Source organism: Mycobacterium sp. NGS49, assembly GCF_059812565.1.
Genome location: NZ_JCALCX010000001.1, coordinates 130,140 through 148,391, shown reverse-complemented (window position 1 = coordinate 148,391; position 18,252 = coordinate 130,140). Strand labels below are relative to the sequence as shown.

Below are 18,252 nucleotides of genomic sequence, written 5' to 3'. Positions count from 1 at the left end.
TGGCCACCTGTCACCGCCGCGTTGTTCAATCGTGGAATGGCGGTAACTGAGCCGAGGGGGCCGCGCGGCATGACCCCGCGCCTGGCCAACGGCGCCGAACGGTGCGTGTATCACGCGCTGACCGACCAACTGCAGCCCGGCGATCTGGTGGTCCCGGGCCAGCGCGTCACCGACCATCTCAAGGACCACGAGGTCGACTTCGTCGTCGCACTCGAGGGCGCCGGCATCGCCTGCCTGGAGGTCAAGGGTGGCGAGGTGTGGCACGACGGCGCGCGCTGGTGTCAGATCCGCGGCGGCAAGCGGGTCCACATCGAGCCGGTCCGCCAAGCCCGGGAAGCCTGCTACGCCCTGCGTAGCTACGTCGAGAGCGACCCGCGCTGGACACTGGGACGGCTGCGCTGGGACCATGTCGTCGTCCTGCCCAATGTCGAGCTCCCGGAAGGCTTTTCGCTTCCGGAATGCCCCCGCTGGAAGATCATCGACCGCACCGATCTGCCTACCCTGCTCCACAGACTGCGCAGCATCCTGCTCCGCCAGGAACTCGACCGGCCATGGCTCACCGGAGAAGGGATCGGTCAACTCGGCTTGGTGCTCAGCGGCAGGGGATTGCCGCAACGCGATGTCGTGGCCCGTGCCCTGGCAAATGAAGACACCGCGGACACGCTCACCGAGCATCAGTCGGTCATCCTGGACGCTATCCGGCTCATCCACCGGGTAGAGGTGCGCGGCGGCGCCGGCAGCGGTAAGACCTTCCTGGCCGTCGAACAGGCGCGCCGCCTCGCACAGCGAGGCCAGCGGGTGGCCCTGGTGTGCTACTCCCACGGCCTGGCTTCCTACCTCGAGCGAGTCAGTGCCGCCTGGCCCCGACGCCAGCGACCCGCCTACGTCGGTGAGTTCCATGCCCTGGGAGTCCTGTGGGGAGCGCCGGAAGGCCCGGATGAATCGTTGCGCACCGAGCAGACCGTGCAATTCTGGGAGCACGACCTGCCGCGGCAGATGGTCGAGCTCGCAGCACAATTGGAGCCCGGCCACCGCTATGACTCGATCGTCGTCGACGAAGCGCAGGACTTCGCGGACGCCTGGTGGGACCCGCTGCTCGCGGCGCTGAGGGACGAGGAATCAGGCGGACTCTACGTCTTCAGCGATGAGGGGCAGCGGGTCTTCAGCCGGCACGGCTCCCCGCCGGTTCCGCTGGTGCCGCTGATCCTGGACCACAACGTGCGCAACACGAAGCAGATCGCGACGGCGTTCCAGCCGCTCGTCGATCACCCGATGCGATTCCTGGGCGGCGACGGGCCCGCCGTGAAGTTCGTGGCCTGTTCGCGCTACGACGCGATGGATGTCGGCGACGACGAGGTCGAGCTGCTGCTGGACGAAGGATGGCGTCCGGAAGACGTCGCGCTGCTGACGACGGGCAGCCGACACCCCGAGCAGAAGGAGCGTCAGGCCCCGGGGAATGCCGCCTACTGGGACAGCTTCTGGGACGCCGAGCAGGTCTTCTACGGTCACGTCCTGGGTTTCAAGGGACTGGAGCGGCGGGCGATCGTGCTGGTCGTCAACGAGCAGGCGGCGTTCGAACGCTCACGGGAACGCCTCTACGTCGGACTGTCCAGGGCCCGGGATCAGCTGGTGGTGTGCGGGGATCCCGAATTCATCCGTGCAGTGGGCGGGCCGGATCTGGCCCGCCGGCTGGGGCTGTCGCCGACGTAGGGGCGAGCCGTCGCGCGGGTGTTCCCGGCAATTTGGGTTTCCGTGCGCGCGCCTCACTCAAAAGTCTCAACTACAGCTTTACCCTTCCATCTCATGACCGCCCGGGGGAGCTCGCTTCTGCCAGAGCTCGAGATTTTGTCGGCCTTGGATTTCGACACGGAGATTCCGTGCATCTGCCAGAAGTTCTGCAGTCAAGCAGAGCATCCGGCGGACTGGTGGATCACCCTGTCCTGTGGCTGCCGGTACCCGTTCTGCAAGAAGGCATTACAGATCTCCCGGATCCGGCTCAAGGTGCGCCCGCTGACCTGCCGGTTGTGTTCGGCGCAGAACATCACGATCCGGGCCGTCAAACGTACGTAGGTTCTGCCGGCCGGCGCTAGCGCTCGGCATTGTTGATGTGCACTGCTGGGGTGGCAAGGGTCGTACCGGCACGGAAATCGGCTGCCGGCTGATTGACCACGATGGTCTCGACTACCGGGGCCACGGTCAAGCGCATGCGGCACTTGCGGGCCGGCCCCTGCAAAGTGAGACGGTTCCCGATCATCCCGGAAACCGACGAACAGCACGGTGTCCTCCGCCGACGGGCAGAACGACGCGTAGGTATTCGCGCGACTCGATGAGCCGGGGACCAAGTCGGTTCTCGCGCTGTCGGCCAGGCTGAGAGTCAGCGCCGTTGTCGTGCAAACAAACTGCGGCGTCGGACCAGTCAGTTGTACGCCGTACTCCCTGCCACCGCATGCGTCGTGCTCACGATCTTCGCAATACAGTGGTCCCGGTCAAAACCCTTGCTGCTGCACCACATCAGCGCTCCCTTGGCGCTGTCGAAGGTGTAGCCGGCGATCGTGACCCAGTAATTCGATTCCGAGAATGTCGACCAGTCGCCCGACCACAGCAGTCTTGCGTTGTACAGCTTGCGCAGCTGCAGGTGTTCCTGCAGCGCCATCCCGTTGTCCCAACGGACGCCACCCTCGAGAGTTCCGGGGCGCTTGGAGCTGAGCTGAGGAACCCAGCGGTCCGCGATCTGGCTGGCCACAACGGCGTGATCACCGTTCGCGATCTGACGCAACTGCAGCTCGGGCTCCTGGACCGCCGCTGAGGCTGTCGTCGTGATCGCCGAAGGCCGCGTCGTTGCGGGCGCCGTCGTCGACGGCGCCGATGTTGGCGTCGTCGGCTGATGGGTCGGTGACAAACTGGGTTCGTATGACGGCTGATACGTCGGCCGCCCTGTCGTGGGATAGGCGACCGTCGGAGTGTCCGGGCCGGACTTCCGATTTCCGACGACAACGACCACTAGCACAACCGCAACAACGACCAGAGCCGCCGCCACCGCGACCAGCGTCGGCACCAGATATCGCCGCGAGTCATCTCGCGGATACGGGGGAACCGTTGGGGGAGAAGGATAATACGGCGGTGGTGGCGGCGGCCGGTACTGCGGCCCGTAGACGGTATCCGCGCCGGCCGAATCGGAAGCCGCCAGCGCACGCTTCGCCGCCCGAGCCAATGCCCCGGCGCTGCCGTACCGATCGTCGGGCTCCTTGGCCATGCCCCGTGCGATCACCGCATCGATGGCCGCGGGCACACCCGGCCGAACCTGGCTGGGCCGCGGCCGCGGCGCCGACAGGTGACCGGCAATCACTTGCTGATGCCCACCGACGAACGGTGGCCGCCCGGTCAACGCCTCGTACAGCACGCAGGCCAGCGCATAGACGTCGACCGCCGACGTGGCCGGCTGATCGCTGTCGAGTCGCTCGGGCGCCATGTAGGCAAAGCTGCCCACCTGATAGCCCGTCACAGTCAGATGAGCCTCACCGCGGGCCTCGGCAATGCCGAAGTCCACCAGGTAGGCAAAGTCGTCCGGTGTGACGATGATGTTCTGCGGCTTGACGTCGCGGTGGATCAGCCCGTTGGCGTGCGCCGCGTCCAGCGCCGCGGCGACCTGCCCGACGATCGAAACAGCTCGGTCCGGCGTCACGGGCCGCTTGCCGATGATGTCGTGCAGGGTCTTGCCCTGCACCAACCGCATGTCGATGTAGAGCGTGTGGTCGATCTCGCCCCAATCGTGGATCGGAATCACATGCGGCTCTTGCAGAATCGCCGCGGCGTGTGACTCGCGGAGGAAGCGCTCGCGGAACGTTTGGTCCTCGGCGTATTCGTCGGGGAGCACCTTCAGCGCGACGGCGCGGCGCTTGTCGGTGTCGAACGCCTCGTAGACCTCGCCCATGCCGCCTTTACCGAGCAGCCGACTGACTTCGTATTTGCCGAAGGTTTCACCGACCAGTGACTTCATGGCAAACCCTGCCTTTCCTCCCTTTCGTCAGTATGCGACGGAGGTCTGACAGGCCGCAGGCGTTTCCGCGGCGAACCGCCTCAGCGCTCCACCACCGGCAACCGCGGCGGGGCCGGAGCGTCCCCCGGCGCGACCGGCCGCGCCGGCGCGACCGGCACCAGCCGCTGATACTCCGAGCCGACAGCGGGCCGCGGCTCTTCCTCACCCTTGTTCGGCCAGAACGACATCGCCCGCTCGGCCTGCGCGGTGATGGTCAGCGACGGATTGACCGCGATGGTGGCCGAGATGGCCTACCCGTCAACCACATGCAGCCCGGGATGTCCGTATATCCGGTGGTAGGGGTCGATGACGCCGGTCTCCGGGGAAGTTCGGAGTTGTCGGACCGCGAACTGGCCGAACAGGCGCAAACCCTGGACAACGCGGTGCGCAATCTGGGTGGCTGACTCGAGCTACCTGTGCCGCAGCGCCACAATCTTGTCGTTGCGCCCGCCGACGTAGACAGTGCCGCTGTTGTCGACCGACAACCCCCACGGATAGTCGAGGCCGGTGAACGGCAACTCCTCCTGCTTCGAGGATCCCACCGCCAGTTTGAGCGTGCGATTGTGGCCCGTGTCGTTGAGATACACGTTGCCCTGCGCGTCGAGCGTCAGACCGCCGGGCTGTTTGAGGCCCGAAAAGGGCAGTTCCGCTTGCTTTTTGGTGTCTACCGGCAAGACCAGGACCCGGTTGTTGCCGCCGTCGGCCACATACACGGTCCCATTGCCGGTGACCACCAGACCGGTCGGATTGTTCAGACCGTTGAACGGCACCTCGGTGATCGTGGTCGAACCGGCCGGAAGTGCCACCACGTGGTTCCTGCCGGTGTCGGCGACGTAGACGGTGCGGCTGCTGTCGACGGTCAGGCCGGTCGGGTTCACCAGGTCGGTGAAGGGCAGCACCTCTTGGGTTTGCGCGCCGGGACGCAGCACCAGCACCCGCTTGTTGCCGGCGTCGTTGACGTAGACGGTGCCGGTGTTGTCGGCAGTCACACCGGTCGGAAGGTTGAGCCCGTCGAACGGCAGGGTATGGGGTTCTTTGGTGCCGGCGAACAACGCCAGGATCCGATTGTGTTCGGTGTCAGCGACATACACGGTGCCACCGATATCCACCGACAGGCCCTGTGGGTCGCGCAGTCCGGTGAACGGCAACGTCACCTGTTCGTAGTCGCTCTTCGACCCCGAGCTGCCCAGCAGGACGATGGCGACCACGGTGACAATCGCGGCGAGCACGGCACCGGCGGCGACCGCCTTGCGGCGCCACCAGGGCCGCGCCCGTGACGGCGGCGGCGGGGCGGGCCGGACGATCGACGGCTCCGGCCTGGGAATCGAGACCCCGGAGACCACCGGCCGCGCCATCGTCGGGTGGATGTCCTGCGGCGCCGGCGGGGGTGTCGGCGGCCTGGGCGGCGGTGGTGCCGGCGGCCGCGGCGGCGGCGGTGGTGGTTGCCGCGGTGGCGGCGGTTGCCGCCAGCCCGGGTCGGGGCGGGGGAGCGGGTTGGTGTAGACGGGGGCGACCGGCTGCATCCGGATGGTGGATTGCACCGCCGTCGCGGTGAGCGCATTGCGGGCGTCACGCGCGAGTTCCACGGCGGTGTCGTAGCGAGCCTCGGGATTCTTGGCCATGCCTCGGGCGATGACCTGGTCCAAGCTCGCCGGAATGTCCGGATTGGTGTTCGACGGTCGCGGCGGTGGGGCCGAGCGGTGACCGGTGATCTGTTCCTGCAACGTGTCGCCGGGAAAGGGCGACTGCGCGGTCAGCGCCTCGTAGAGCACGCAGGCCAGCGAGTAGATATCCGAGCGGGAGTCCACTGCTCCGACCGTGAATCGTTCCGGGGCCATGTAGTGGTAGGTGCCGATGAAGTTGCCGGTGGCCGTCAATGACAGGTCGTCGGCGGCGCGCGCGATACCGAAATCGATCAGGTAGGCGAAGTCGTCGTGGTCGAGCAGAACATTGGACGGCTTGACGTCTCGATGCAGCAGCCGTGCCCGGTGCGCGGCGTGCAATCCCTTGGCAACCTGGTCGATGATGCTTACCGCCCGTTCCGGCGGTAGCGGCCCCTCGTTGAGCACCGCCTGCAGGTCGCGCCCCTCGATCAACCGCATGTCCACGTAGAGTCGCCCGTTGATCTCGCCGTAGGTGTGGATGGGAATCAGGTGGGGGTTGTTCAGCCGTGCCGTGGCATGGGCTTCACGCCGGAACCGCTGTTGGAAAACCTCGTCGTTGGACACCGCCGAGGGCAGAATCTTCAGGGCGACGACGCGGTCGGTGTCCGCGTCATAGGCACGCCACACTTCGCCCATGCCGCCCCGGCCCATCAACTCGATGAGCCGGTACTTGCCGAACAAAGTTTCCTGCAACAACCCTCCAACAACCGTCACTGCCGCCCAGACTGTAACGCGAGCGCCCGTGACCATCCCAGCATTTCACCCGGCCTGCGGTCGCGCCAGGTTGGCCGCGCGTTTGCCGTCCGTTAACCATTCTGGCAGCAGGATGGGAAGTTCATGGGCGATCTTGGGTTTGGTAGGCGCGGGAGTCGCGTTGACTGGTCGGCGTGAAGGCGGTCATCCTCTTCGTCGTCGCCTCGATGGCGTTGCCGGCGGGCTGCTCAGTGCACCCGGCCCGGCCCGCGGTGACGGCAGGTCCGGGGCCGACGACGATGCCGCAGCTGTGCGAGGCGCAGACCTGGCCGCGGCCGCTGCCGAACGTGCTCGGGCGACTGCTCTACCAGGCAAAAGACGGGGCACTCGGGTGTTGGGACAACGTCCGAAGCGTCGCGCCGGATGGACCCGACCCGCTGCACAGTCCGGCCCGGCCCGCCGAGCAGGCCTATCGCATCGTGACCATGTCACCGGGCGCCGGCACGCCGACCGGGCGCCACGAAGCGGTGACGGTCGAACTCGCCGAACTCGACCCGATGGCACCGCCGGCGTTTCGGCCGTGCGACTGGGTGAGCGTCACCGAAGCCCACGGCTTGATCGGCGGACAGGTCAGCGCCGAGCCCTACGGCGATCAGACCGGATCGGTCGACACCGCCTGCATCTACAACAGGTCCGGCGATAGGGGGGACGGCGTGGAAGTCGACCTGCAGGTGCCGGGCGCGTTTCCGGTCGACGCGGCCTCCCAGTTCGCGCTGGAGTCTCGCCGCAGCACCGCTGTCGACGGCGTGGGCGTCAAAGCGGCCTGCGTCGATGACCCCACGACGACACCGCCGTCGACCACGTTGCTCGTGCTGCTCAGCGGCGATCGGCTGTTGCAGGTGATCCAGGGCAACGGGTCGTGCGAGGTGTTGAAGCGCTTCGCGCAGGTGGCAATCGCGCGGATCGGGCCCTAGACTCACGCCGCTCCTCCCCGAGTACTACTCCGGTAGCATTCGCGTATGAAGCTGAGTGTCAGTCTGTCCGAGGACGATGTCCGCGTGCTGGACGAATATGTCAAACGGACGGGATTGCCCTCCCGGTCAGCAGCGGTACAGCGAGCCATCCGCGCGCTGCGCCATCCTTCGCTTGAAGAGGACTACGGCAGCGCTTGGCAGGAGTGGTCGGCTGGCGGCGGTGATCAGTGGGATGACGCCGCCGAGGACGGGATCGGCGATGCTGCGCGGTGAGATATGGCAGGTCGACTTCAATCCCGCCCGTGGTAGCGAGGCAGACCAAATTCGTCCGGCGGTCTTGGTGAGCAATGATCGGGCCAATGTGACCGCATTGCGCCTTGGACGTGGGGTGGTGACGGTGGTGCCGGTGACGAGCAACGCCGCCGCGATATACCCATTTCAGGTGTTCTTGGCGGCCGGTACCACCGGTCTGGCTGTTGACTCCAAGGCCCAGGCCGAGCAGATCAGATCCATTGCCATGCAACGACTTCGCCGTCGAATCGGGACGGTTTCGGCGGCTGAGTTGGCACAATTGGATGACGCTCTGCGGTTGCATCTCGACTTGTGACGTTCGGCCGGTCAAGCTCGATGCAGGTATACGAAATCGTGGACGCCCATGATCCGCAACGTGATTCGCGAGGTGAGCGGCCACGTGCGCAAGAGTTCGGGACCGCATACCACCGCAGGCCGTTCAACTTGGTGGGTTCGCCCCTGCCACGTCAGAGTCCCGCCGCCGGCGGCCGACAGATTCCGGTACCAGTCGGTGGCCGGGCCGTAGGTCAACGGGACCAGAAATCCGTCGCGGTAGGGGTGCACGGCCACCGGCGTGTGGAAAAGTCGCCCGCTGCGCCGCCCCGCGTGCGTCAGCAAGCCCAGCGTCGACCCCCGCGACCCGGCGATACGGCGGGTAACGGTGTTGTACGCCTTCAAGATTGTGCGGAACCGGTCATCGTCGTGCAGTGACTGCCGATTGTGAGCGAACCACCGCAGCCCCCCTACCACTGCCAGGCCGAGGGCAATAGCCGGCCGGAGCAGATATCGGATTCGCATCGTGTGGTCATAGCACGCGGGCGCCGTCGAAATTGCCGCGGTGGTCGTGATCGCGCATCGACCCGAGCCATGACGGCAATTTCGGCGCGCACCGCGACGCCGCGGGTGAAAAACGCCCCACGCGGTTGTTACCATCGCGCGGTGAGCCGACTCTCCAGGCGTGACGTGCTGAAATGCGCGGCCGCAGCACCGTTGCTCGTCGCCGTTATGGTCACCGTCCCGCCCGCCTCGGCCGCCGGCATCGCCGGGATGAGCGTCTTCCTCGACCCGGGTCACAACGCGGTCGCCGACTCCTCGATCAATCAGCAGGTCCCTAACGGCCGGGGCGGCACGAAACCGTGCAACACCTCAGGCACCGCGGCCGGCGACGGTTATCCCGAGCACGCGTTCACCTGGGACGTCACCAACATGGTCGCGGCCAACCTGAACAACTTGGGCGTCAACACCCAGCTGTCCCGGGCCGACGACGGCTCGGTCGGGCCCTGCATCGACGACCGGGCCGCCCGCGCGAACGCCATGCATCCCGATGCGATCGTCAGTATCCACGCCGATGGCGGTCCGGCCTCCGGGCGCGGCTTCCACGTGAACTATTCGAGTCCGCCGCTCAACGACGCGCAATCGGGCGCTGCGATGCAACTGGCGAATGCGATGCGCTCGGCTCTGCTTGCGGCCGGCTTCCCGCCGTCGAACTACGTCGGCTCCGACGGCTTGTACGGTCGCGCCGACCTCGCCGGCCTCAACCTGGCCCAGTACCCGGCCGTCCTCGTGGAACTGGGCAACATGAAGAACGCCGACGACGCTGCCCAGCTCGAAAGTGCCGACGGCCGAGCCAAATACGCCGCCGCCGTGACCCAAGGGATCGTCGCCTATCTCCAGGCCAAGGCGGGCTAGCTGTCCGCAAAGCGGCCTTCCGCAACTCGCCCGCCGCCTTCGGCCAAACCGTATGGTCGCTGGCCGATCAGGTGCAATTCATCGTAAATGCGTTCTGCAACAAGCAGAACGACCCGAGCTTCGGTCTGATGGGACAGATCGAGCCGCAACAAAGCCGGGGCCTGGCGCGGCAGGTCGGTGTCGTCGATGCCGGAAACTCGCCGTCGCCGTTGCCGCCGAGCCGACATCGGGGATCGTGCGACGGCGGCAGGCGCGCCCTCGACGAGGTCGCCGCCTGGCTAACCGCTCCCACTGCCCGGCTGCCCGCCGGGCAGTGCCCGGGGAACGGGTAGACATCGCGGCGACGTGCCGCATAATCCCTACAGGAGGAAGGCTTAAACGGTGGACCAACGTGTCGGCACGACCTTCGGCAAATACACGATCACCGGCGTCCTCGGCAAAGGCGGCATGGGCGAGGTCTACGAGGCCTACGACAACCAGATCGGCCGGACCGTCGCACTCAAGATCATCAAGAGCCAGTACGCCAACGACCGCAAATTCCGCACCCGCTTCGAGCGCGAATCACACGCGGCGGCAACGCTGCAGGAGCCACACGTCATTCCGATCCACGGCTTCGGTGAGATCGACGGCTCACTGTTCATAGACATGCGCCTGGTCCGCGGCAGGGATCTGGAAGGCCTGCTGGCGCGGGGGCCACTGGAGCCGGCACGGGCGGTCACCATCGTCACCCAGATCGCCGCCGCACTCGACGCCGCGCACGCCGAAGGACTTGTGCACCGCGACGTCAAGCCGCAGAACATTCTGGTCACCCCGGCCGACTTCGCCTATCTGGTCGACTTCGGCATCGCCGAAACCATGGGTGAGCACACCCGGCTCACGGCCGCCAATATGCGCGTGGGCTCTTGGGCGTACATGGCGCCGGAACGATTCGCCGACCGGGACATCACCCCGGCCGCCGACATCTACTCGCTGGCCTGCGTGCTCTACGAGGCGCTAACCGGCCAACTACCGTTTCCGGCCGACTCCCAGGGCGGGTTCGTCGCGGCGCACATCTCGACACCACCACCGCGTCCCAGCCGGGCCGACCCGCGGGTTCCGGCAGCGCTGGACGAGGTCATCGCGCGCGGTATGGCCAAGGAACCCGACGACCGGTACGGCAGTGCGGGGGCATTCGGGCGGGCCGCGGAGCGGGCACTGCGCAGCGGCGTGCGCACCGCGATCGACCCGCCCCCCGAGTCGCCGACGCGACCCGCCTACTGGCCGCCGCCACCACCGTCGAAACAGCCGCCGTTGCAGCAGATTTACCCGCAGACCCTGCCGCCGTCCGGGCCACCGCCCAGGGCACCGAGCGGCCCGCCGCCGAAACCGCGGCGGCGCTGGATGGCTCTCCTCGTGATCGGGGTGAGCGCGGTGCTGGTACTCGGCGGCATCGGCCTGATCGTCGGGCTGCAGGCGAGGAAGGATGACTCGCCGGCCGCCTCGACGCCGACCGTGCCGCCGACCATCCCGCCGTACTCGGGCGACACCTCCTCCGCCGCGCCGGAACCGATCCCGTCGCGGCCGTCCAATGCCTCGCCGCCCCTGGTGACCGGCCCGGACCAGAGCACCGGCCACCAAAGTTGCGACCAGGGTTTTCAGATGACCGACGCGACCGGCTACGGATCACACGGCGGGCGCGGCTCACCGCAGACGTCGTGCTACTTCGCCAACGCCGTGCTGCACGCCTACTGGGATACCTACGGGAACGCCACCAATGGCGCGCGCACGGTGTCGTCCCCGGGATCCGTCGACTGTTTCACCGTTCCGGGCGCGAACTGCGATCCGAGGAACACGGTGAACTTCCTGATGCAGTGTGCGGGCGACGGCGGCAATCCCTGGATCAGGTGCACCGGCGGCAAAGATGCCGTCGTGTATCTCTGGTAGCAAGCGAAAACCGTTACAGCAGTTGGGCGATCGCGGTGGTGATGGTGAGCGCCAAGGCCGCGTATCCGACGATGTAGACCTGGCGACGGGCGGTGATCCGGGTCGGTAGCGGGCGCTGTGCCAGCGTGTGCTGGCGGCGCCGGGCGATCACGTAGGTGATCAGCGCGGCGGCGCAGGCCACCCCGGCCGGCAGCAGGGCGCCCAATCGTTGGCCGGCGCCATGGACGTCTTTGAGCGCCAGCAGCACCCCGTTGACCAGGAAGGCGAACGATGTGCGCGTCCACGCCAGCGTGGTCCGTTCGGCGGGCCCGCCGGGCCCGGTCGGGCCGGTCAACCCATGACCACTTTGGTGAGCACCATGGCGAGCGCGATCACTCCGAGCACGATGAGCCCAATGGCGAGCAGCCCGGGCGACGGGTGCCGGGGGAGCGGCTGCCCGCGGCGCATGGCGCGATCTGCCAGGCGCCACCGTTGCAGGCCGGTCCAGCTGGTCGAGATTGCCAGCGCGGCCAGGCCGACGCCCATCATTCGCCGCGCGCCGACTACGACGAGCTCGGGGACGAAGTGCACCAGGGCCACCGCGGCGGCGAGCAGGCCCAGCGCGGTGCGCTGCCACGCCAGGAAGGTTCGCTCGTTGGCGAGGGTGAAGCGGTAGTCGGGCTCCTGCTCTTCGACGTCCTCGTCATGGGCCACGGTGCACATCGTAGATTCGGTCGGGTGCTCAAGGCGCTGCTATTCGACGTTCAGGGAACCGCGACCGATTTCCACTCCACGGTGTGCGAGGAGGCACGCCGGATCGGCGCCGGCCGGGGGGCCGGGGTCGACTGGCCCGACCTGGTCCGGCGGTGGCGGGCCGGGTACTTCACCGCCTTGGCGGCCGCGCCGAAACACGGCGCCTGGGTTTCGGTGCACTCGGTCTACCGGCGCGTACTGGACACCGTCCTCGCCGAGGCCGGCCTGACTAGCCTGACCGCCGCCGAACGCGACGAACTCACTTTGGCGTGGCAGCGCCTGCGGCCCTGGCCGGACACGGTGCCCGGACTGGCCCGACTGCGCAACAGATTCATCCTGGCCACGCTGTCCAACGCCGACGTCAGCACGGTAATCAACATCTCCAAGCGCGCCGGCCTGCCGTGGGACGCGATCTTCGCCGCGGAGATGGCCGGAGCCTTCAAGCCCGACCCGGCCGCGTATCGGATGGCCGCCGCCTACCTTGGGCTTTCGCCCGCCGAGATCATGATGGTGGCCAGCCACAAGTACGACCTGCGCGCCGCTGCCCGGCTCGGGTTCCAAACCGCCTTCGTCGCCCGCCCCTTGGAGTTCGGGACCGACGGTGTGGCTGACGTCGCCTACGAGGACGAGTTCGGCGTCAACGCTTGTGATTTCGTCGATCTGGCGGATCAGCTCGTAGGGTGAGGCCCATGTCGTCTCTCTCCAAGGAACAACAGTGGAGGCAGCGCACCGAGTGGCCGCTGGCCATCGTCGCCGTCGCCTTCCTGATCATGTACTCGGTGCAGATCCTGGCCCGCCCCCAGGGCTCGGAGGCGCGCATTCTGTGGCTGTTGTGCTGGATCGCCTGGGCGATGTTCGTCGGCGACTACTTCGCCCGGCTGCTGCTGGCCGACAATCGCCGAGAATGGTTTCTGCTGCACATCGTCGACCTGCTGATCGTCATGCTGCCGTTCCTGCGGCCGCTGCGGATGGTGCGCCTGATCGTGTTGCTCGGGGTGCTGCAGAAGGCTGTCGGCCATGCCGTGCGCGGCCAGATCCTCATCTATACCGCGTCCGGCGTCCTGCTGCTGGTCTATACCGGTGCCCTCGCGGTGCTTGACGCCGAACGCGGACAATCCGGCGCGACCATCGACAGTTTCGGCAAGGCGGTGTGGTGGGCCATCACCACCATCACGACCGTCGGCTACGGAAACCTGTATCCGATCACCGTGACCGGACGCGTGGTGGCAGTGCTGCTGATGATGGGCGGTATCACGCTGGTCGGTGTCGTGACCGCTTCGCTGGCCTCGTGGATCGTGCAGCGAGTGTCCGAAACCGACACCGCCAATCAGGCGGCCACGACCGCTCAGATCGAGGAGCTGCGTAGCGAGATCCGGGCGCTGAGCCGACAACTGCGGGCAAGCGACGCCGACTAGCCATCACTTTCGTCCTGGCGGAGCCGGCATTTGCAGCGACGTCCCGCGAGTCTCCGGCAGCCGATACGTACAAGCGAGGCTGACCACCACGAGCACCGCCAGCATCAGCCCAATGCTCCGGCTGCCGTAGTGCACGCTCAGTGGTTCGGCGATCAACGGCGGAACCGCGCCACCGAGGATGCCGGAGACGTTGATGGCCAAGCCGGCGCCGGTGTAGCGATGCGAGGTCGTAAACAGTTCGGGCACGAACGATGTCATGGGCGCGTAGGCGAACGCGGCGACGGCGTAAGTGCCGGCGATCGCCACCGCGAACAACGCCGGGGAGCGCGCGTCGATCAACGGCAGGACCGCGAAGGACCACGGCAGCGCCAGCGCCCACCCGGTCAGGATGATCGGGCGGCGGCCGACCCGATCGGACATGCCGGCCGACATCGGCACCACCGCCGTCCACACCAGCCCACCGAGCAATCCGGCGAACAGGATCGCCTTGCGGGACAACCCGACTGTGCCGTAGGCGTAACTGGTCAGATAGGTGCCGGCCATGAACACGAAAGCGAACAGTGCCACGAAGCTACCCGAAGCCAGGGCCACGGTTCCCCATTGCTGCCGCAGCACTTCGGCGAGCGGCACCCGCGCGGGCGCGTCGTGGGCGGTTTGGCTTGTGAACACCGGGGTTTCGTCGATGCTGACCCGCACATACAACGCGAAGGCCACCAGTAAGCCACTGAGCAAGAACGGAATCCGCCACCCCCAGGCCAGGAATGACGGGCTCGTCTCCCCGACGGTGGCATTGACGACAAGAAAGGTCAGGCCGGTCAGTACCATGGCGATGCCGGCGCCTACGGCGGTGAAGGTGCCGTAGCGGCCGCGCTGGTCCGCCGGCGCGTATTCGGCTGCCAACAACGCCGATCCGGCCCACTCGCCGCCCACCGCGAACCCCTGCAACAGCCTCAGCGTCAGCATGATCAGCGGCGCCGCCACACCGATCGTCGCGGCGCCGGGCGTGAGACCCACCGCCACCGTGGACAATCCCATGATCAGCAATGTGGCGACCAGCGTCGTCTTGCGTCCGATGCGGTCACCGAAGTGGCCGAACACCGCTCCACCCAACGGCCGGGACAGGAACGCGGCGGCGAAGGTGCCCATGGAGGCGATGGTCGCCATCGCCGGGCTCAGGTTCGGGAAGAACACCGTCGGGAACGTCAAAGCCGCGGCGGTGCCGTAGATGTAGAAGTCGTAGAACTCGACGGTGGTGCCCACCATGCACGCGAAGGCAATGCGTCTGACGGGGTCCACCCCCATGGCCGCCTCCTCTCGCGCGCGAGTCTAGGCATCCGGCGGCGCCCCGGCGGCGACCGGGACCCGTGCTACGTTGAGCCGAGATGTTTCGCCGCCGCCTCGCTGAAGCCCAGCATGTGATGCAGCCCGCCGTGCGGCTGCGCGAACAAGCCGAAGCCCTCGCCGATTACGTCGGAGAAGGTGACAGCGTGCTCGACGTCGGCTGCGGGACCGGGCATCTGTCGGCCTACCTGCGCGAGATGTACGGGGTGATCCCGACCGGCATCGACGTCAAAGACTCCCGGCAGGCCGAGGTGTCCTTCACCGAATTCGACGGGACGTCGATCCCTTTCCCGGACAACAGCTTCGACCACGTCGTCCTCAGCGAGGTGCTGCACCACAGCCACGACCCGGTCAGGCTGATCGCCGAGTGCGATCGTGTCGCGCGCCGCCGGGTCATCGTCTTCGAAGACATGCCCGAGGGGGTCGTCGGCAAGCTCGCACTGCAGGCACACGTGCAGGCATTCGCCTACTACCGTCGCTACCCGTTTCGCCCGGCGCGCCTCGACGAGTACCGACAGGCGCTGGCCTGGCTGGCGACCAAAGCCGTGCGCGTCACCCGACACCCGCAACCGCCGGAATGGCTGACCGTCTACCCGCGGGTGTTGTACGTCTACGAACTCACCGACTGACGGCTTCGACGCCCCGCGCCGACGTTACGGGCGCGCGCCGCTACCAGGCGACCGGCAGCACCTTGATGCCGTGGATGAACTGGGACAGCAGTCGCCGGGGTTCGTCCGTCGCGACGATGTCCGGCATCTCGCGGCGCAACTCGTCGAACACCACCCGGATCTCGCGCCGGGCCAGGTTGGCGCCCAGACAGAAGTGGGCACCGCCGCCACCGAACCCGACGTGCGGATTGGGGTTGCGTGCCACGTCGAACCGGTATGGGTCGGCGAACTTGGACTCGTCCCGGTTGGCCGAGCAGTACCACAGCGAAACCTTATCGCCCTCAGCCATTTTCGTGCCGCTGAGCTCGAAGTCGCGGGTCAGGGTGCGGCGCATGTAGACCACCGGAGAGGCCCAGCGCACGATCTCCTCGGTCGCGGTGTGCGCCAGGCCGTCATAGTTCGCCCACCACTTGTCGCGTTCCTCGGGATAACGCGACAGCGCCAGCACGCCGTGGCTGATCGCGTTGCGGGTGGTCTCGTTGCCGGCCACCACCAGCAGGATGAAGAACATCGCGATCTCCGACGACGAGAGCCGCTCGCCGTTCACGTCGGCTTCCACCAGCGCGGTGGTCAGGTCGTCGTGGTGGTTGACCCGCCGGTCCTCGGCCAACGCGGTTGCGTAGGCGCCGATGTCCATCGACACCTGGAGAAACTCACCGAAATCGGTGGCCAGGTCGGGGTCGCCGAACCCGAGAATCACATTGGTCCAATGGAATATCTTCTGATGGTCGTCTTCGGGGATGCCCATCATGTCGCAGATGATCTGCAACGGCAGCGGGCCGGCGATCTCGCTCACCAGGTCGGCCTGCCGGTCAGGGTGGTTAGCGATCATCGAGGTCACCAGGTGGTGCGCCCGATCTCGCACCGACGCTTCGATGCGGGCCACCACCTTCGGCGTGAATGCCCGGCTGACGATCGAGCGCAGCCGCTGATGACGCGGATCGTCCATCACGATCATCGAACCGAAGTACTCGGCCAACTCCGGCGTTTGATCATTGATCGTGATGTTGGGGCTGGAGCTGAACACCTCCGGGTGGCGGCTGGCGAAGAACACGTCGTCCAGACGGGTGAGTGCCCAGTGCCCGTTGCCGCCGGTGAACCCTTCCATCTCGATCGCCGGCCAGAACGAGATGGGCGCCTCGCGCCGCAAGGTGGCGAAGGCGCCGTCGCGGTAGTCGTCGTCGAGTGCCCAGAAATCCAGCGAGCCCAGTGCGATGTCGGCCAGCGGAACCTCCGGGGGCGGCGTCCCGTTCACCCGGGGCTTGAGACCTGAGTGCGCGCCAGTCTTGAGGTCCATGCATCCTCCTTAACCTCCTCACCATTGAGGAGGCGCCACTGGCGAGCCTAGACCGCGTCAGTGCGAGCAGATGGCCTTTCCGGGCGTCCCCGTCGAATGCGCGTCGTTGACCACATTGCCGTTGACCACGATCTTGCAGGCAATCGTGCCCTGGCCCTGCGCGCTGAGCACGTACACCTGACCGCCGAAGGCCTGGAATTCCGTCGACCACGGCAACGGCACGTTCACCGCGCGCTGCTGACCGGTTTGGGTTTGGAATGAGATGTACTCGGCCATGCCGGGGCCACTGACCTCGTAACGGACCTGCGCGAACGCGCCCGGGGGCTGGAAAGGATCGGCGTGCGCCACGCCGCAGGTGGACCCGAGGGCGGTGCCGGTGGCGATCAGAATCGAGGCTGCGCGACGACTGGTCATGGTTGTCATCGTGTCATCACCCCGGGCGCCACACCAGAGTTGGTAGGCACTTGGACGGCGCTGATGTAGGGGCCGTCGGCCGGGAGGGGATTTGGCGCTACCCGTACCGCATCATTCCTCGGCCGGTAGGTCGAGCGTGGGTGGTCGTGTCCGCACGGCTGTCGCTAGATCCGAGGCAGCGGTCAGCCATGCCGTCGTTTGGTGGATGGGCTGTATGCCTGTCTCGATCTGAAGCCGGAACTCTTGCAGCGTCGAACTGTTCGCCCTCACCCGATCGGCTATCAGCTGCGAGAAAGTCTCAACGCCTGGCGAATACATGCGCCACAGCGGGGTCGGAGAAGTCTTCAACGCCGTTCGGAATGTTTCCAGCCAAATGACCGGCCCGGCGAAAGACTGCAGAATCAGACTGCCGCCCCGGAAACCGACTTCTACTCGTTGCGGTACCGGGCTGTCGCTGCCATCGTCGACCGGGCCGACCTCGCGACTGCATTGCACGCGCACCGGCGTGCCGTCAATCAGACCCCGGAAGCTCTCGAATGGATGTTCAGTGGTGTTCGATAGCGTCAGTTCTCGCTCGAGAGACGGTTCTGCCAAGGCGCCCAACGCGCGCCCGAGTACATCGAAAGTGGAATACGCCGACCGGGGCGCTGTAACGACGGAGACCCATTGGGGAGGTTCCAATGCGCGTCGTTGACGGCACCCGTCGATAAACGCTTGGGCGGAGCTCAATTCAGCGAAGTGGCAGTTGACGCAATGCACTGCTCCCGACGACAAAGCCGCGGCGCGCAGCTGTGCCAGCCTATCGGCCCGCACCGGGTGCTCCATCAGGACGTGTATGCCGCGCCGAAGAAGCTGCGTCGCAACACCAACGGACGCCACGGGCGGCAGCGCAACGATGGCGGCCTGCACCGAATGAGGCACTTCCGGAACGCTTGTCCATAGTGGAACCTTGTGCCGCGCGGCGAGTCGGGTGGAACGGTCACTCCCGGCCGCGAGTACGCCGGTCAATTCGAATGAGTCATTCAGTTCCTGCAAAGATGGGATGTAGAAGGCTGCGTAATTGCTGCCGCAGAGAACTACGTTTGTTTTGCTCACCAGCGGACCAGACATCCGAG

At 66.8% G+C, this 18,252-nt stretch carries 22 protein-coding genes and 1 pseudogene; 12 read left to right on the top strand and 11 right to left on the bottom strand.

Annotation, left to right across the window (positions count from 1 at the left end):
• The first annotated feature begins 36 nt into the window (after positions 1–36).
• Both AC5Y7D_RS00700 and AC5Y7D_RS00695 read left to right on the top strand, forming a co-directional pair.
• Positions 37–1,710: a DEAD/DEAH box helicase gene (locus AC5Y7D_RS00700; RefSeq protein ID WP_499920533.1), complete on the top strand. Its 1,674-nt coding sequence runs from the start codon at positions 37–39 to the stop codon at positions 1,708–1,710.
• Positions 1,711–1,803: 93 nt separating this feature from the next.
• Complete coding sequence (locus AC5Y7D_RS00695; protein WP_499920531.1) at positions 1,804–2,070, top strand: hypothetical protein; 267 nt, start codon at positions 1,804–1,806, stop codon at positions 2,068–2,070.
• Between the two features lie 16 nt (positions 2,071–2,086).
• Here AC5Y7D_RS00695 and AC5Y7D_RS00690 read toward each other — a convergent pair whose 3' ends face one another.
• The 3 genes and pseudogenes from AC5Y7D_RS00690 to AC5Y7D_RS00680 form a co-directional block, all read right to left on the bottom strand.
• A complete protein-coding gene (locus AC5Y7D_RS00690) occupies positions 2,087–2,254 on the bottom strand; it encodes a hypothetical protein (RefSeq protein ID WP_499920529.1) in 168 nt (55 codons plus the stop codon).
• Between the two features lie 162 nt (positions 2,255–2,416).
• The gene (locus AC5Y7D_RS00685) at positions 2,417–3,997 is read right to left on the bottom strand and encodes a serine/threonine-protein kinase (protein ID WP_499920527.1); all 1,581 of its coding nucleotides are present in this window, start codon (positions 3,995–3,997) and stop codon (positions 2,417–2,419) included.
• 80 nt (positions 3,998–4,077) lie between these two features.
• Positions 4,078–4,362 (bottom strand): annotated as a pseudogene (locus tag AC5Y7D_RS00680) (GMC oxidoreductase); the annotation flags it as partial.
• Here AC5Y7D_RS00680 and AC5Y7D_RS00675 point away from each other — a divergent pair.
• A complete protein-coding gene (locus AC5Y7D_RS00675) occupies positions 4,315–4,440 on the top strand; it encodes a hypothetical protein (RefSeq protein ID WP_499920981.1) in 126 nt (41 codons plus the stop codon). The pseudogene AC5Y7D_RS00680 and the gene AC5Y7D_RS00675 overlap by 48 nt on opposite strands.
• A gap of 6 nt (positions 4,441–4,446) precedes the next feature.
• Here the strand turns inward: AC5Y7D_RS00675 and AC5Y7D_RS00670 are convergent, their stop codons facing one another.
• The gene (locus tag AC5Y7D_RS00670) at positions 4,447–6,414 is read right to left on the bottom strand and encodes a serine/threonine-protein kinase PknD (protein ID WP_499920525.1); all 1,968 of its coding nucleotides are present in this window, start codon (positions 6,412–6,414) and stop codon (positions 4,447–4,449) included.
• Between the two features lie 173 nt (positions 6,415–6,587).
• Between AC5Y7D_RS00670 and AC5Y7D_RS00665 the strand changes: the two genes are divergently transcribed.
• Genes AC5Y7D_RS00665 through AC5Y7D_RS00655 form a run of 3 tightly spaced genes read left to right on the top strand, consistent with a single transcriptional unit; the run spans position 6,588 to position 7,974 of the window.
• The gene (locus AC5Y7D_RS00665; protein WP_499920523.1) at positions 6,588–7,367 is read left to right on the top strand and encodes a hypothetical protein; all 780 of its coding nucleotides are present in this window, start codon (positions 6,588–6,590) and stop codon (positions 7,365–7,367) included.
• A gap of 45 nt (positions 7,368–7,412) precedes the next feature.
• A complete protein-coding gene (locus AC5Y7D_RS00660) occupies positions 7,413–7,640 on the top strand; it encodes a ribbon-helix-helix domain-containing protein (RefSeq protein WP_499920521.1) in 228 nt (75 codons plus the stop codon).
• Complete coding sequence (locus AC5Y7D_RS00655) at positions 7,627–7,974, top strand: type II toxin-antitoxin system PemK/MazF family toxin (RefSeq protein WP_499920940.1); 348 nt, start codon at positions 7,627–7,629, stop codon at positions 7,972–7,974. The genes AC5Y7D_RS00660 and AC5Y7D_RS00655 overlap by 14 nt, the downstream gene beginning before the upstream one ends.
• A gap of 11 nt (positions 7,975–7,985) precedes the next feature.
• Here AC5Y7D_RS00655 and AC5Y7D_RS00650 read toward each other — a convergent pair whose 3' ends face one another.
• The gene (locus AC5Y7D_RS00650; RefSeq protein ID WP_499920519.1) at positions 7,986–8,456 is read right to left on the bottom strand and encodes a nitroreductase family deazaflavin-dependent oxidoreductase; all 471 of its coding nucleotides are present in this window, start codon (positions 8,454–8,456) and stop codon (positions 7,986–7,988) included.
• 207 nt (positions 8,457–8,663) lie between these two features.
• Here AC5Y7D_RS00650 and AC5Y7D_RS00645 point away from each other — a divergent pair, with 207 nt between their 5' ends.
• The 3 genes from AC5Y7D_RS00645 (at position 8,664) to AC5Y7D_RS00635 (ending at position 11,270) form a co-directional block, all read left to right on the top strand.
• Positions 8,664–9,347 (top strand): Rv3717 family N-acetylmuramoyl-L-alanine amidase, encoded by a 684-nt coding sequence (locus tag AC5Y7D_RS00645; RefSeq protein ID WP_499920938.1) that lies wholly within the window; start codon positions 8,664–8,666, stop codon positions 9,345–9,347.
• 71 nt (positions 9,348–9,418) lie between these two features.
• Positions 9,419–9,679 (top strand): hypothetical protein, encoded by a 261-nt coding sequence (locus AC5Y7D_RS00640; RefSeq protein ID WP_499920517.1) that lies wholly within the window; start codon positions 9,419–9,421, stop codon positions 9,677–9,679.
• A 49-nt stretch (positions 9,680–9,728) separates the two neighbouring features.
• Positions 9,729–11,270, top strand: coding sequence for a serine/threonine-protein kinase (locus AC5Y7D_RS00635; protein ID WP_499920514.1), 1,542 nt, complete (start codon positions 9,729–9,731; stop codon positions 11,268–11,270).
• A 13-nt stretch (positions 11,271–11,283) separates the two neighbouring features.
• Here the strand turns inward: AC5Y7D_RS00635 and AC5Y7D_RS00630 are convergent, their stop codons facing one another.
• Both AC5Y7D_RS00630 and AC5Y7D_RS00625 read right to left on the bottom strand, forming a co-directional pair.
• On the bottom strand, positions 11,284–11,604 hold the full coding sequence (locus tag AC5Y7D_RS00630) for a DUF202 domain-containing protein (protein ID WP_499920512.1): 321 nt from the start codon (positions 11,602–11,604) through the stop codon (positions 11,284–11,286).
• On the bottom strand, positions 11,601–11,972 hold the full coding sequence (locus tag AC5Y7D_RS00625; protein WP_499920510.1) for a YidH family protein: 372 nt from the start codon (positions 11,970–11,972) through the stop codon (positions 11,601–11,603). The genes AC5Y7D_RS00630 and AC5Y7D_RS00625 overlap by 4 nt, the downstream gene beginning before the upstream one ends.
• A 15-nt stretch (positions 11,973–11,987) precedes the next feature.
• Between AC5Y7D_RS00625 and AC5Y7D_RS00620 the strand changes: the two genes are divergently transcribed.
• Together AC5Y7D_RS00620 and AC5Y7D_RS00615 are read left to right on the top strand one after the other, a co-directional pair.
• Positions 11,988–12,686 (top strand): haloacid dehalogenase type II, encoded by a 699-nt coding sequence (locus AC5Y7D_RS00620; RefSeq protein WP_499920508.1) that lies wholly within the window; start codon positions 11,988–11,990, stop codon positions 12,684–12,686.
• 5 nt (positions 12,687–12,691) lie between these two features.
• Complete coding sequence (locus tag AC5Y7D_RS00615; RefSeq protein ID WP_499920506.1) at positions 12,692–13,417, top strand: potassium channel family protein; 726 nt, start codon at positions 12,692–12,694, stop codon at positions 13,415–13,417.
• Positions 13,418–13,420: 3 nt separating this feature from the next.
• On the opposite strand, the gene AC5Y7D_RS00610 is transcribed toward AC5Y7D_RS00615, so the two are convergent.
• The gene (locus tag AC5Y7D_RS00610; protein ID WP_499920504.1) at positions 13,421–14,719 is read right to left on the bottom strand and encodes an MFS transporter; all 1,299 of its coding nucleotides are present in this window, start codon (positions 14,717–14,719) and stop codon (positions 13,421–13,423) included.
• A gap of 80 nt (positions 14,720–14,799) precedes the next feature.
• Here AC5Y7D_RS00610 and AC5Y7D_RS00605 point away from each other — a divergent pair, with 80 nt between their 5' ends.
• Positions 14,800–15,387, top strand: a complete 588-nt coding sequence (locus AC5Y7D_RS00605; protein ID WP_499920502.1) for a class I SAM-dependent methyltransferase — start codon at positions 14,800–14,802, stop codon at positions 15,385–15,387.
• A 40-nt stretch (positions 15,388–15,427) separates the two neighbouring features.
• Here the strand turns inward: AC5Y7D_RS00605 and AC5Y7D_RS00600 are convergent, their stop codons facing one another.
• The 3 genes from AC5Y7D_RS00600 to AC5Y7D_RS00590 all read right to left on the bottom strand — a co-directional run bounded on the left by AC5Y7D_RS00600 (position 15,428) and on the right by AC5Y7D_RS00590 (position 18,247).
• Positions 15,428–16,723 (bottom strand): cytochrome P450, encoded by a 1,296-nt coding sequence (locus AC5Y7D_RS00600; RefSeq protein WP_499920499.1) that lies wholly within the window; start codon positions 16,721–16,723, stop codon positions 15,428–15,430.
• A 57-nt stretch (positions 16,724–16,780) separates the two neighbouring features.
• Complete coding sequence (locus AC5Y7D_RS00595; protein WP_499920497.1) at positions 16,781–17,137, bottom strand: MmpS family transport accessory protein; 357 nt, start codon at positions 17,135–17,137, stop codon at positions 16,781–16,783.
• Positions 17,138–17,248: 111 nt separating this feature from the next.
• The gene (locus tag AC5Y7D_RS00590) at positions 17,249–18,247 is read right to left on the bottom strand and encodes a Gfo/Idh/MocA family oxidoreductase (RefSeq protein WP_499920495.1); all 999 of its coding nucleotides are present in this window, start codon (positions 18,245–18,247) and stop codon (positions 17,249–17,251) included.
• Positions 18,248–18,252: the final 5 nt, after the last annotated feature.